Below are 12,907 nucleotides of genomic sequence, written 5' to 3'. Positions count from 1 at the left end.
GTGCTTCCCCCTAGGCTGCGAGATCGATCATGATGTGCCGGCGCAACAGATGCCCGAAGCCGGCGAAACGGTCGGTGGCGCGCTCGATGGCGCGGGCAAGCTCGAGCACCGAGAGCGAGGTCGCGACGTCGAAGCCGCCGCCGAAGACCAGCGCGGTCGTCGCACGCTCGTGGCCGTCCGCGGCATGTTCGGTATCGATCAGGCGGCTCACGGCGGACAGCGCATCCTCGGAATCGGCGCGCCGCCCTTCCGGCACGTCGGTGGCCGCGGCGACGCCGCTGGCCGCGACCTCGGTCGCGGTCATCGCCACCGCACAGAGTTCGGCGAGTGCGGCCAGCAGCGACGGATCGGTTCGCTCCGGCATCAGCGAGGCGATGAAGGCCGCCTGCTCCAGTTCGTCGACGGCCTCTTCGGCGCGATCGATCAACTGGGCGATCGTTGGCCGGGCGTTGAGCCGGTCGACTTCCTTCCGCGTTTCGAGCGCAATGCGATCGGCCTTCTGTTCGATCGCGCCGCAGCGTACCGCCAGCAGCTTGCGATCGGCCGGCTGACCGGCCCGAAGCGTCGCAATATGGCGGGAGATCGCCGCAACGAGATCATGGGCAAGCCCGATCTGGCGCAGCACCGCGGCGAGCAGGGTGCCGTCAACGCGCTCCAGATGCCGCACCAGGTCGGCTTCGATCTGGTCGCGGACCGTCCTGACGGAGCGACCTGCGAGCAGCGCCTCGGTGGAGGCGCGCAGTGCCGCCTTCAGAAAATCGATCGCGGCGGCGCGGCCGAGCGCCTGGTCGAGCCGCTCGCCGAAGCCGATGCGCGCGGGGGCGGCGTTGCGCACCGCCGACCCCAACAGCTCGTTGCCGCCGAGCTCGAGAAAGCCGCGATGGCCGATCCGCTGTCGCGCCGCCCATTCCAGGATTCGTGTGGCGTCGTCCTTGGCAACCCAGGTCCGCAGCAGCTTGCGCGCCTTGTTCCAGTCGATCAGGAACACCAGCGCGGCGCCCACGGCTGCGAGGAATTCGTTGCGATCCGCGGCGTGAGCCGGCTGATGCTGGCCGGTGACGAGATAGAATGAATTGTCTTCGCCGAGGCCCGCGGCGGTGTGGCGGTCGAGCCCGCTCCAACTCGCCTCGAACTTGTCGAACAGCGAGATGAAGAATTTTGCCCGCGCCAGGTGTACGTCGGTGTAGGTGACAGTGACCGCGTTCTTCTTGACCGCGATCACCACGACATGGGCGTCCGTGGTGCCGATGTCGTTCTGGATCAGCAGCCGGCCGCCCGAGCGGGTCGCCATGGTGTCGAGACCAGGGTGGTTGAACTTCAGCCTCCGCGTCTGGTTCAGGCCCTTCATGAAGGCCTCCACCGCGCCGCGATCTTCGCCGTGCAGACCGAACACATGGGCACCGTCGAGCGTTTCCTCCGAACAGTTCGCCGCAAGCTTGTTCAGCGCCTTGTGCAGATCCATCACCAGCCGATGGAGGCTGTCGCCGGACGCCTCGGCAACTCCGGTCAGACGGGCAATGCGGGAAAGATCGATTTCGTTGGTGGCATCGAGCAGGCCCGCGCTTCGGACGGCCGTCAGCCGCGCGTTCGCCTTGTCGCCGTCCGGCGGTGCGCCGGCGCTGACGGCGCGGATCATGGCTGCAGCGTCGTCTAGGATCTCCTTCATCAGCTTGGCGAGGTTCGGCGCCGCGAGCCGGGACGGTCCGACCAGATGGGCGCCGCCGATCAGGGTTGCGATTGCGGCCGGTGCAATGCCCGGCGGCGTGACTCTCGACCGCAAGCTCGCTGGCGGGACGATCGGGGTCTTGCGCATGCCGAGCCGCCGCCTGGAGCGCGCTCATCCGCACCTTGATGCGGTCATTGGCGGCAAGCCCTTCCGCCACCAGCGCGGGCAACAGGATGTCGCCCTGTCCGAGTTCTTCGATGATCTGGGTTTTCATGGTCTGTCCGCGCAACGGTTGATGCCGTCCTTATGCCGCGAAGTTGCGACGGCCTCATTGCGTCAGATCATTCATAAAACCGTCACGCAGCGTGTCGTTCGCGCAGCAGCGCGGCGCAATGGCGCGCGATCGCGATCTCTTCGTTGGTGGGAATGATGAAAATGTCCACCGCACTGTCGCCGGCGCCGATCCGCTCGCGTCCCTCGTCATTCGCCGCTGCATCGATGCGGACGCCGAGCCAGGCGAGACGCTCGCCGATCGCGCTGCGGATCTCGCTGGCATGCTCGCCGATGCCGCCAGTGAAGACCAGACAGTCCAGCCCCTGAAGCGTGGTCGCCATCATCGCGATCTCCTGCGCCGCACGGAAGGTGAAGAGATCGATCGCGTCCCGTGCCGCAGCCTCGCGGCTCGCAAGCAGCGTGCGCATGTCCGCGGACATGCCGGAGACGCCGAGCAGGCCCGACTCGTGATAGAGCAGGTGCTGGACGTCTTCGACCGACATCCCCTCGTGCTGCTGCAGATAGAGCAGCACGCCGGGGTCGATCGTGCCGCTTCGCGTGCCCATCACGAGGCCGTCGAGCGGCGTCAGTCCCATCGTGGTGTCGACGCTGCGGCCGTTGCGGAGTGCGCAGAGACTTGCGCCATTGCCGAGATGCGCGATGACGGTGCGCTTCGCAACGAGCTGCGGCGCGATTCCGGCGAGGCGGCCCGCGACATATTCGAACGACAGCCCGTGAAAGCCGTAGCGCCTGACGCCGCGCTCTTCATAGCGCCTCGGAATCGCAAAGCGGCTCGCAGGCGGTGCAAGTCCGTGATGGAAGGCGGTGTCGAAGCAGGCGATCTGGGTCAGCGCGGGACGGATCGCGGAGAGGGTGCGGACCGGCGCGAGGCAGCGCGGCTGGTGCAGCGGCGCCAGCGGCGTCAGGGCCTCCAGCTTCGCGGTGATATCGTCCGTCAATTCGACCGGGCCTGAATGATCCGGCCCGCCGTGGACGATACGGTGGCCGACTGCGCGCAAGCTGTCTTGGCCGAACCGGTCGTCGATGAAGGCGAGCGCGTCGGCGAACAGGTGGCCGCCGTCGGCATCGGCCTCGTCCCGCCGCTTCTCGAACAGGTCTTCGCCCGCAGCGCCTTTCACGACGAGCCGGGGCCTGGCCTCGTGCTCGTCGAGCAGGCCCTTGCAGAGCAGCGCGGGCTCTGCTGTCGAGATATCGAACAGGCCGAACTTGATGCTCGACGAGCCCGAGTTGAGGACGAGAACCGCCTCTGGCGCCGGCATGGCGTCAGCCCGGCTTGCCCGGCCAGACCCAGTCGCGGATCTCGGGCATGTCCTCGCCGTGCTCGCGCACGTAACGTGAGTGCTCGATCAGCTTGTCGCGGAGCCGCTGCTTCACCTGCGCGGCCCTGGTCGCAAGACCCGGCACGCGTTCGATCGCCTCGATCGCAAGGTGGTAGCGGTCGAGCTCGTTGAGCACGACCATGTCGAACGGCGTCGTCGTGGTGCCTTCCTCGGCGAAGCCGCGCACATGCAGGCCGGCATGGTTGGTGCGGTTATAGGTCAGCCGGTGGATCAGATGGGGATAGCCGTGATAGGCGAAGATCACCGGCTTGTCGCGCGTGAACAGGCTGTCGAAGTCGCGGTCGGACAGGCCGTGCGGATGCTGGTCCTGCGGCTGCAGCGTCATCAGGTCGACGACGTTGACGACGCGGATTTTCAGATCCGGCAGCGCCTTGCGCAGCAGGTCGACGGCGGCAAGCGTCTCCAATGTCGGCACGTCGCCGGCACAGGCCATCACCACATCGGGCTCGCCGCCCGCGTCTTCCGTGCCCGCCCAGCTCCAGATGCCGATGCCGACATCGCAATGCGTGGCGGCGTCCTGCATCGACAGCCATTGCGGCGCCGGCTGCTTGCCGGCGACGATCACGTTGATGCGGTTGTACGTCCGCAGGCAATGATCGGCGATCCACAGCAGCGTGTTGGCGTCAGGCGGGAAGTAGATGCGAACGATGTCGGCCTTCTTGTTGGCGACGAGGTCGACGAAGCCGGGATCCTGATGGCTGAAGCCGTTATGGTCCTGGCGCCAGACATGCGAGGTCAACAGATAGTTCAGCGAGGCGATCGGCCGCCGCCACGGCAGGTGCCGCGTCACCTTCAGCCATTTGGCGTGCTGGTTGAACATGGAATCCACGATGTGGATGAAGGCCTCGTAGCAGGAGAAGAAGCCGTGGCGTCCGGTGAGCAGATAGCCCTCCAACCAGCCCTGGCAGAGATGCTCGCTCAACACCTCCATCACGCGTCCGTCCTGCGCAAGATGCACGTCGTAAGGCTCGATCGGCTCCATCCAGACACGTTCGGTCGTCTCGAACACCGCATCTAGCCGGTTTGACGCCGTCTCGTCCGGACCCATGATGCGAAAGTTGCGCTCTTGCGCATTGAGGCGGATGACGTCGCGCAAAAATTTGCCGAGCTCGCGCGTCGCTTCTCCCGTGACGGCGCCGGGCTGCGGCACTTCGACGGCAAAGCTGCGGAAGTCCGGCAGCTTCAGCTCCTTCTTCAGCAACCCGCCATTGGCATGCGGATTGGCGCCCATGCGGCGATTGCCCTCGGGTGCCAGCGCCTGGAGCTCGGGGACGAGCGCGCCGCTCGCGTCGAACAGTTTCTCCGGCTCGTAGCTGCGCATCCAGTCTTCGAGCACCTTCAGATGCGCAGGGTTCTCGCGGCAGCTTGCGACCGGCACCTGATGCGCGCGCCAAAAACCTTCGACCTTCTTGCCGTCGACTTCCTTCGGACCGGTCCAGCCCTTCGGGCTGCGCAGCACGATCATCGGCCAGCGTGGCCGCTCGACGTTTTTGCGCCCGTCGCGGGCGTGCTGCTGGATCGAGCGGATGCTGGCGAATGCGACGTCGAGCGCATCCGCCATGATCCGGTGCATCAATTTGGGATCGTCGCCCTCGACGAACAGGGGCTCGTGGCCGAACCCGCGGAACAGATCGCGGATCTCGCTGTCAGACATTCGTCCGAGCACGGTCGGGTTGGCAATCTTGTAGCCGTTCAGGTGCAGGATCGGCAGTACCGCGCCGTCATGCGCCGGGTTCAGGAACTTGTTGGAGTGCCAGGACGCCGCGAGCGGGCCGGTTTCGGCCTCGCCGTCGCCGACGACGCAGGCGACGACCAGGTCGGGATTGTCCAGCGCCGCGCCATAGGCGTGCACCAGCGCGTAGCCGAGCTCGCCGCCTTCGTGGATCGAGCCGGGCGTCTCCGGCGCGGCGTGGCTCGGGATGCCGCCGGGGAAGGAGAACTGCCGGAACAGCTTGCGCAATCCGTCCGCATCGCGCGCGATGTTAGGATAGATCTCGCTGTAGCTGCCTTCGAGATAAGTGTTGGCGACCATGCCCGGGCCGCCATGGCCGGGACCGCAGACATAGAGCACGTTGAGGTCCAGCGCGCGGATGACGCGGTTGAGATGGGCGTAGATGAAGTTCAAGCCGGGCGTCGTGCCCCAATGGCCGAGCAAACGCGGCTTGATGTGCTCGGCCCGCAGCGGTTCGCGCAGCAGGGGGTTGTCGAGCAGGTAGATCTGCCCGACGGAGAGGTAGTTGGCGGCGCGCCAGTAGCGATCAAGGAGATCGAGGTCGCTGCTCGCGGCGGCCGATTGTTGTTGATTTGTCATGTTCCTGCCGACCTTCACCCGGGATCGTCACCAACCGAGTTCCGGCGCGATCGATCCTTCGCGGCATCAAACGAGATCGTGGTGACGGCGATGTTGCGTGAGGTCAAAGGCAGGCGCCCGAAGTTTGGGCGCCTCTACTGTGCATGGGGTTGTTTTCACGTTTTTTGTTCTTGTTCTTGATTTGTTCCTTTGGCGTGCTATCTTGGCTTCATGAGTCCAGCATCCTCTCATGCTCTCAAGCACCCGCCGGTCACGGCGCCCTCCGAGCCGGCGGGTGCGCCTTCTGATTTCCCCGAGCTCGCTGTCGCCATCGACAAGCAGCGCAGGCGGGGGCGGGGCGCGCAGTCCAACGCCAGCGGCCGCTATGAGGCCGAGGCGCGCGTCGCCTTCGACGACGGCTGGCAGAGCCTGGAAGAGCTGCCGCCATTCAAGACCACGGTCGCGGTCGACACCTCGCGCAAGGTGATCACCCGCAACGATTCCCCCGATATCGGCTTCGACCGCTCGATCAACCCCTATCGCGGCTGCGAGCACGGCTGCGTCTACTGTTTCGCGCGGCCGACCCATGCCTATCTCGGCCTGTCGCCCGGGCTCGACTTCGAGTCCAAACTGTTCGTCAAGCCGGAGGCCCCGGCGCTGCTCGAGAAGGAGCTCGCAGCAGCAGGCTATGAGCCGCGGATGATCGCGATCGGCACCAACACCGATCCCTATCAGCCGATCGAGCGCGAGCGAAAAATCATGCGCGGCATCCTGGAGGTGCTGGAGCGCGCTGGTCATCCCGTCGGCATCGTCACCAAATCGGCGCTGGTGGTGCGTGACATCGACATTCTCTCGCGCATGGCCAAGCGCAACCTCGCCAAGGTCGCGATCTCGGTGACTTCGCTCGATCCAAAGCTGGCGCGCACCATGGAGCCGCGGGCCTCGACGCCGCCGAAGCGGCTGGAGGCGCTGAAGCAGCTCTCCGATGCCGGCATTCCCACCACCGTGATGGTCGCGCCAGTGATTCCCGCGCTGAACGATTCCGAGATCGAGCGAATTCTCGATGCGGCCGCCCATGCCGGCGTCAAGGAAGCCTCCTACGTGCTGCTGCGGCTGCCGCTGGAGGTGCGCGACCTCTTCCGCGAATGGCTGATGGCGAACTATCCGGACCGCTATCGCCACGTCTTCACGCTGATCCGCGACATGCGCGGCGGCCGCGACTACGACGCGAAATGGGGCGAGCGCATGAAGGGCACCGGCCCGATGGCCTGGACCATCGGCCGCCGCTTCGAGATCGCCTGCGACAGGCTGGGGCTCAACAAGCGTCGCGCAAAACTGACGATGGATCACTTCGCGCGGCCGAAGCGGAACGGCGATCAGCTCAGCCTGTTCTAGGAGCCGAGGCGAACGAGGTGTGTCATGAGTAAGGAACTGCCGCCCCCGGTGCCGCGGCTCACGGTCATCACGCTGGGTGTGAGCGACATTCGCGCCAGCATCGCGTTCTATGATGCGCTGGGCTTTTCGCGCCGGCTGAAGGCGACCGGCGAGGCCGTCGCCTTCTACGATACCGGCGGTCCGGTGCTTGCCCTGTTTCACTGGGACCAGCTCGCGGCCGACGCGGCCTTGCCGGATAAGCCCAGGCGACGACCTTCCGCGGCATCACGCTCGCCTGGAACTGCGCCACGCGCGAGGAGGTCGATGCGGTGCTGGCCTTCGCTGTCGACAAGGGCGCCGCGCTGCTGAAAGCGGCGCACGAGACCGACTATGGCGGTTATTCCGGCTATTTCGCCGACCCCGACGGCCATCCCTGGGAGGTCGTGGTCGCGCCGGGCATCGAGGTCGGTGAGGACCGGCGGGTGCATCTGGCCGAGTAGGCGGCTCGCCTGAATAACGGGAATTGCGAGGGGTTCCCGGTTGCGCAAGCAGGGCCGCTTGCGCACGATCCCCGCCATGATTCGGGATAAATCCGCCAAAAGACCGGCCAAGGACGCGCCAAAGAAGGCTGCTGTAAAGGAGGCCGCGCCCGTCAAGGCGAGCTTCCGCCGCGAGCGCGCGCTGATCAAGCGCGGCATCTGGCCGGTTGCGGGCTGCGACGAGGCCGGCCGCGGGCCGCTCGCAGGTCCCGTGGTGGCGGCCGCAGTGATTCTCGACCCCGACCGCATTCCCCGTGGCATCGACGATTCCAAGCGCCTGACGGCGGAGCAGCGCGAAAAGCTGTTCGACAAGATCTGCGCCACCGCGCAGGTCTCGGTCGCGGTCGCCTCGCCCGCGCGGATCGACCGCGACAACATCCTGCGCGCCTCGCTGTGGGCGCTGAAGCGCGCCGTGGTGGCGCTGCCCGAGGCGCCCCGCCACGTCTTCGTCGACGGCCGCGACCGGCTCGATACGGCATGCGACTGCGAGGCCGTGATCGGCGGCGACGGCATCGTCCTGTCGATCGCGGCGGCGTCCATTGTCGCCAAGGTGACGCGCGACCGGCTGATGTGCGCGCTGGCGCAGGACTGCCCGGGCTACGGCTTCGAGCAGCACAAGGGCTACGGCGTCCCCGAGCATCTCGACGCGCTGAACCGCCTCGGCCCGACCGTCCACCACCGCAGCTTCTTCGCCCCCGTCGCCGCCGCCCGCGCCAAGCACATGCCCTGGACAGCCGAGCCGGTGCGCGACTTGTTCGCGGCGACCGAGGTCGAGGTGCAGGTGGAAGCAAGCGTTGAGATCGACGCGTCGGCGAATCTCTAGGGTTTAGTCCCGCAACCTCCACATCGTCATGGCCGGGCCTAGCCGTCCGAAGAATGGCGTCGCTTCCGCTCGCCTATGTCTCGGCCATCCACGTCTTTGCCGAGGTACGAAGAACGTGGATGCCCGGGACAAGCCCGGGCATGACGAGCAGACGGTCGTTGCCACAACGCGTAGCGCCCTTTATCAAAACACTCGTGAGCGAATAGGGCCGGCTGGACGGGTTGGCTGCATCTTTCGGGCGTTGCATGCGGTTTACCTCCCTGGTCATCGAGCTCATTCGCGCCCGGCCGCGGCTGATCGTGTGGATCGTCGTGCTGCTCCAGGCCGCGATGTGGCTGTTCGTGGCGCTGGCGTTCTATCGCAGCCCGCCCGGCACCCTTGCGACCCTCCTGGCCTTCGGCAGGGAATACCAGGTCGGCACCGATCTCGGCCCGCCGCTGCCGGTCTGGCTCGCCGACATCGCCTATCGCGCCGCGGGCGGCCACATGTTCGGCGTCTATGTGCTGGCCGAGGTCTGCGAGATCGCGACCTTCATCGCGCTCTACCATCTCTCCCGCGCCGTGGTCGGCTCGCAGCAGGCGGTGCTGGCCGTGCTGCTGACGATGACGGTGCTGGCCTTCTCCTCGCCCGCGCTCGATTTCGGCCCGCTGGTGCTGGCGCGGCCGCTGTGGGCGCTGCTGCTGCTGCATTCCTGGCAGATCATCGGCCAGCGCCGCGGCAACGCCTGGTTCGCCTGGTCGATCGAGGCCGGGCTCTTGCTGCTGACGACGCCCGCGGCGGTCTTCCTGCTCCTGCTGCTCGTCGTCTTCGCGTTTGCGACCGCCGGCGGCCGCCGCACGCTGCTCGCGCTCGATCCGCTGTTCGCGCTGATCGTTGTCGCCGTGCTCGCGCTGCCCTATGCGGTCTGGCTGATGCGCGCCGAGACGCTGGTCCTGCCGGCCCTGCCTGCGGTCGCCGAGCTGAGCGCCCGCGCGATCCACGCGGCCTGGCTGCTCGGCGGGCTCGTGCTTGGCGCGGCGGCGATCCCGGCGCTGACTTTCCTCAACACCGGCCTGTTCCTCGCCAAGGGCGAGGAGGCGCCGATCATCTACCGCCCGCCGGTCGAGCCGCTGGCGCGCAACTTCGTCTATTTCTTCGCGCTGGCGCCGGCGCTCGGTGCGGTGCTGATCTCCGGCCTGTTCGGGCTCGAGTCCGTCGTCGGCGGTGCCGGCGTGGTACTGGTGATGGCGGGGCTCGCCGTGGCGGTGGGTGCCGGCGATCTCATCGCGATGCGCCGCGCGCGGATGCTGCGGACGGTGTGGGCCGCCGCCGTCGTGGCGCCCGCCGCCGGCGTCGTGCTCGCCGTCCTGTTCCTGCCCTGGACCGGCGCCAATGAGATCGCGACCTCGATGCCGGCGCGTGCGATCTCGGATTTTTTCGATGACAGCTTTGCCCGCCGCACCAACCATCGCCTGCGTGCGGTGGCCGGCGAGACCCAGCTTGCGAGCCTGATCGCGCTGCACTCCGGCCGCCCACATCTGTTCATCGATGCCGAGCCCGCGCGCACGCCGTGGATCAATCAGGCCAAGTTCAGCGAGACCGGCGGCGTCGTGGTCTGGCGCGCCGCCGACACCGCGGGCACGCCGCCGCCGGACATCCTCAAGCGCTTTCCCGGCATAGTGCCGGAAGTGCCGCGCGCCTTCGAATGGCTGGTGACCGGCCGCCAGCAGCTGCTGCGCATCGGCTGGGCCATCGTGCGGCCGAAGGGGGCCTAACCCGTCATTCCGGGGCGCGGCAAAGCCGCGAACCCGGAATCCATTCATCCACCAACTCTGCCGCTCGATGGATTCCGGGCTCTCGCTTCGCGAGCCCCGGAATGACGGTGTGTGTGGTTACACCGTGCCTTGCCCCAGCACCTTCGCGATCGCCCGCAGATCCTGCCAGGCCAGCCGCTTGTAGGACGGCGAGCGGAGCAGATAGGCCGGGTGGAAGGTCGGCAGCGCGCGGATGGTGCGCCCAGCGGTCTCGTAGTCGAACCAGCGGCCGCGGGTGCGCATGATGCCTTCGCGCGTTCCGAGCAGCGTCTGCGTCGAGGGATTGCCGAGCGTCACCAGCACGTCGGGGTTCACCAGCTCGATCTGGCGCTGGATGAAGGGCAGGCACACTTGCGTTTCCTGCGGCGTCGGCGTGCGGTTGCCGGGCGGCCGCCACGGAATCACGTTGGCGATGTAGGCCGTGGTGCGGTTGAGGCCTATGGCCCCTATCATCAGATCGAGCAGCTTGCCGCTGCGCCCGACGAAGGGCAGTCCCTCGATGTCCTCGTCGCGGCCCGGCGCCTCGCCGACGAACATGATGCGCGCCTGCGGATTGCCGTCGGCGAACACCAGCCTTGTTGCGGTGTGCTTCAGCGCGCAGCCCTCGAAGCCCTGCATCAGCTCGCGTAGCGCCTCGAGCGTCGGCGCGGTGCGCGCAGCCTCGCGTGCCGAGGCGATCGCGACGTCGGGCGCGGGTGCGGCCTCGCCGCGGATCACCGCGGGCGCGGCGACCGGCCGCGGCGCCTCGACCGGCGCTGCTGCGCGCGGGACCGGCGGCGGGGCGTCCATTTCCGCCAGGCGGTCTATCGGCTCCTCCGCGAGCGCGCAGTCGACACCGGCCTCCAGATAGAAGGCGAGAAGCTCTCGGACGGTGGGGGCGGGTTCGGGGATCATGCGAAAGTCAGACTTTTATATCAGTTTGGGGCGCCATGCATCCCACCGGAACGCATTTCCGTGGTTGTCCTATCCGGAAAAATCGGAAACAAGAGGGCGCAAACGACCGAGGACCGTCTCAAGGGCTGAGATCAGATGAGCACCGAAGAACTTCCCCCGCGCGAATCCATGGAATTCGACGTCGTCATCGTCGGCGCCGGCCCCTCGGGCCTGTCGGCCGCGATCCGGCTGAAGCAGCTCAACGCCGATCTCAACGTCGTCGTGGTGGAGAAGGGCTCCGAGGTCGGCGCGCATATTCTCTCCGGCGCCGTGATCGATCCGGCCGGGCTCGACAAGCTTGTTCCCGACTGGCGCGAGGATTCCGACTGTCCGCTGAAGACGCAGGTGAAGGACGACCGCTTCTACTGGATGACGGGCGGCGGCGCGATCAAGCTGCCGAACTTCATGATGCCGCCCCTGATGGACAACCATCACTGCTACATCGGTTCGCTCGGCAATGTCTGCCGCTGGCTGGCGCGCAAGGCCGAGGCGCTCGGCGTCGAGATCTATCCGGGCTTCGCCGCGGCCGAGGTGCTCTATGACGAGGAAGGCAAGGTCAGGGGCATCGCCACCGGCGACATGGGCATCGGCCGCGACGGCAAGCCGAAGGACTCCTTTACCCGCGGCATGGAATTGCTAGGAAAATACACGCTGTTCGCCGAAGGCGCCCGAGGCAGCCTGACCAAGCAGCTGATTGCGAAGTTCGCGCTCGACGCCAAGAGCGAGCCGGCGAAGTTCGGTATCGGGTTGAAGGAAGTCTGGCAGATCGATCCCGCCAAGCACCAGAAGGGTATGATCCAGCATTCATTCGGCTGGCCGCTCGACCTGAAGACCGGCGGTGGTTCGTTCCTCTATCACTACGACGACAATCTCGTCGCCGTCGGCTTCGTCGTGCATCTGAACTACGACGATCCCTATTTGTCGCCGTTCGACGAGTTCCAGCGCTTCAAGACCCATCCGTCGATCCGCGGCACCTTCGAAGGCGGCAAGCGGCTCGCCTATGGCGCGCGCGCCATCACCGAGGGCGGCTATCAGTCAGTGCCGAAACTGAGCTTCCCCGGCGGCGCGCTGATCGGCTGCGCGGCCGGCTTCGTCAACGTCCCGCGCATCAAGGGCGTGCACAATGCGATGGGCACCGGCATGCTGGCCGCCGAGCATGTCGCAGCAGCGCTTGCGGCCGATCGCGCCAATGACGAGATCGTCGAGTACGAGAACGCGTGGCGTTCCTCCTCCGTGGGCAAGGACCTCTTTCTGGTCCGCAACGTCAAACCGCTGTGGTCGAAGTTTGGCACCGTGCTCGGCGTCGCGCTCGGCGGACTCGACATGTGGTGCAACACGCTGTTCGGCGCCTCGCTGTTCGGTACCCAGTCGCATTCCAAGCCCGATCGCGCGACGCTCGATCCGGCCAAGAGCCACGCGCCGAGGAACTACCCGAAGCCGGACGGCAAGATCTCGTTCGACAAGCTGTCGTCGGTATTCCTGTCCAACACCAATCACGAGGAGGACCAGCCGGTCCATCTCCGGGTTGCCGACATGAACCTCCAGAAGACCTCCGAGCACGACGTGTTCGCCGGTCCCTCGAATCGCTATTGCCCGGCCGGCGTCTACGAGTGGGTGGAGGAGGGGGCGAGCCCGCGCTACCAGATCAACGCCCAGAACTGCGTTCACTGCAAAACCTGCGACGTGAAGGACCCCAACGGCAACATCACCTGGGTTCCGCCGGAGGGCGGCGGCGGTCCGAACTACGAGGCGATGTAGGGCGGGCCAATCAGCGCGGATCTGGTCACAAAGGGTGATCTGCCGCACGTTCGCGTGAGAACCGGGCCGCGGCCACCTGTCGCGGCCACGATAAGGC

At 66.8% G+C, this 12,907-nt stretch carries 8 protein-coding genes and 1 pseudogene; 5 read left to right on the top strand and 4 right to left on the bottom strand.

Going from position 1 to position 12,907, the window contains the following annotated elements; genetic code table 11:
* Positions 1 to 10: 10 nt before the first annotated feature.
* The 3 genes from ACVWW6_RS39770 to ACVWW6_RS39760 all read right to left on the bottom strand — a co-directional run bounded on the left by ACVWW6_RS39770 (position 11) and on the right by ACVWW6_RS39760 (position 5,611).
* Positions 11 to 1,813, bottom strand: coding sequence for a hypothetical protein (locus tag ACVWW6_RS39770; RefSeq protein ID WP_456682688.1), 1,803 nt, complete (start codon positions 1,811 to 1,813; stop codon positions 11 to 13).
* Between the two features lie 209 nt (positions 1,814 to 2,022).
* A complete protein-coding gene (locus ACVWW6_RS39765; protein ID WP_456682687.1) occupies positions 2,023 to 3,219 on the bottom strand; it encodes an acetate/propionate family kinase in 1,197 nt (398 codons plus the stop codon).
* A gap of 4 nt (positions 3,220 to 3,223) precedes the next feature.
* On the bottom strand, positions 3,224 to 5,611 hold the full coding sequence (locus ACVWW6_RS39760; protein WP_456682686.1) for a phosphoketolase family protein: 2,388 nt from the start codon (positions 5,609 to 5,611) through the stop codon (positions 3,224 to 3,226).
* 210 nt (positions 5,612 to 5,821) lie between these two features.
* Between ACVWW6_RS39760 and ACVWW6_RS39755 the strand changes: the two genes are divergently transcribed.
* The 4 genes and pseudogenes from ACVWW6_RS39755 (at position 5,822) to ACVWW6_RS39740 (ending at position 10,080) form a co-directional block, all read left to right on the top strand.
* A complete protein-coding gene (locus tag ACVWW6_RS39755) occupies positions 5,822 to 6,985 on the top strand; it encodes a PA0069 family radical SAM protein (RefSeq protein ID WP_097531883.1) in 1,164 nt (387 codons plus the stop codon).
* A gap of 24 nt (positions 6,986 to 7,009) precedes the next feature.
* A pseudogene (locus tag ACVWW6_RS39750) lies at positions 7,010 to 7,464 on the top strand (VOC family protein).
* Positions 7,465 to 7,540: 76 nt separating this feature from the next.
* Entirely contained in the window at positions 7,541 to 8,326 is a 786-nt protein-coding gene (locus tag ACVWW6_RS39745) for a ribonuclease HII (RefSeq protein WP_456682685.1), read from the top strand.
* Positions 8,327 to 8,571: 245 nt separating this feature from the next.
* Positions 8,572 to 10,080, top strand: coding sequence for a glycosyltransferase family 39 protein (locus ACVWW6_RS39740; protein WP_456682684.1), 1,509 nt, complete (start codon positions 8,572 to 8,574; stop codon positions 10,078 to 10,080).
* A 117-nt stretch (positions 10,081 to 10,197) separates the two neighbouring features.
* Here ACVWW6_RS39740 and ACVWW6_RS39735 read toward each other — a convergent pair whose 3' ends face one another.
* Entirely contained in the window at positions 10,198 to 11,013 is an 816-nt protein-coding gene (locus tag ACVWW6_RS39735) for a uracil-DNA glycosylase (protein ID WP_028175600.1), read from the bottom strand.
* Positions 11,014 to 11,148: 135 nt separating this feature from the next.
* Here ACVWW6_RS39735 and ACVWW6_RS39730 point away from each other — a divergent pair, with 135 nt between their 5' ends.
* Positions 11,149 to 12,810: an electron transfer flavoprotein-ubiquinone oxidoreductase gene (locus tag ACVWW6_RS39730; RefSeq protein WP_028175601.1), complete on the top strand. Its 1,662-nt coding sequence runs from the start codon at positions 11,149 to 11,151 to the stop codon at positions 12,808 to 12,810.
* Positions 12,811 to 12,907: the final 97 nt, after the last annotated feature.

This window comes from Bradyrhizobium sp. USDA 3311 (genome assembly GCF_054062495.1).
The sequence above is the reverse complement of the archived record's forward strand: the minus strand, read 5'-3'. Positions and strand labels throughout refer to the sequence as shown.

Coding starts and splice junctions, on each gene's coding strand:
- ACVWW6_RS39755 (WP_097531883.1), top strand. CDS start 5,822: ATGAGTCCAGCATCCTCTCATGCTCTCAAGCACCCGCCGGTCACGGCG.
- ACVWW6_RS39760 (WP_456682686.1), bottom strand. CDS start 5,611: ATGACAAATCAACAACAATCGGCCGCCGCGAGCAGCGACCTCGATCTC.
- ACVWW6_RS39730 (WP_028175601.1), top strand. CDS start 11,149: ATGAGCACCGAAGAACTTCCCCCGCGCGAATCCATGGAATTCGACGTC.
- ACVWW6_RS39735 (WP_028175600.1), bottom strand. CDS start 11,013: ATGATCCCCGAACCCGCCCCCACCGTCCGAGAGCTTCTCGCCTTCTAT.
- ACVWW6_RS39765 (WP_456682687.1), bottom strand. CDS start 3,219: ATGCCGGCGCCAGAGGCGGTTCTCGTCCTCAACTCGGGCTCGTCGAGC.
- ACVWW6_RS39745 (WP_456682685.1), top strand. CDS start 7,541: ATGATTCGGGATAAATCCGCCAAAAGACCGGCCAAGGACGCGCCAAAG.
- ACVWW6_RS39740 (WP_456682684.1), top strand. CDS start 8,572: ATGCGGTTTACCTCCCTGGTCATCGAGCTCATTCGCGCCCGGCCGCGG.
- ACVWW6_RS39770 (WP_456682688.1), bottom strand. CDS start 1,813: ATGCGCAAGACCCCGATCGTCCCGCCAGCGAGCTTGCGGTCGAGAGTC.